General features: G+C 51.2%; 1 protein-coding gene. It reads left to right on the top strand.

Going from position 1 to position 406, the window contains the following annotated elements; all coding sequences use genetic code 11:
* A partial coding sequence (locus Q4563_RS16610; protein WP_303605273.1) for a TRAP transporter large permease subunit occupies nt 1-406 on the top strand: 406 nt, incomplete at both ends.

Raw genomic sequence — 406 nt, 5'->3', positions numbered from 1 at the left:
CTGTCGGGGTGATCCTGACGGCCATTCTGGCTTTTACCCATGGCAAGATGCGGTTGGCGGATTTTCGCGACAGCATTCTTAAAACGGCGGTATCGACGGCGATGATTTTTTTCATCCTGTTGGGTGCCGACCTGTTCAGCGTTTTTATTGCGCTGACGCAGTTACCCTCATTGGGTGCCGATATGATTCTGGCTGCCGACCTGTCGCCGTATCTGGTGCTGACAATCATGTTGCTGACCTATCTGATTCTGGGCTGTTTTATGGACAGCCTGGCGATGATCTTGCTGACCATTCCGATCTACTATCCGATTATTGCGGTGATGGATTTTGGTATGCCGGCGGAAGATCTGGGCATCTGGTTTGGTATTATTGCGCTGGTGGTGGTTGAAGTCGGTTTGATTACGCC

It is taken from the genome of Gilvimarinus sp. 1_MG-2023 (assembly GCF_030548285.1).
This window is presented reverse-complemented; position numbering and strand designations above follow the sequence as displayed.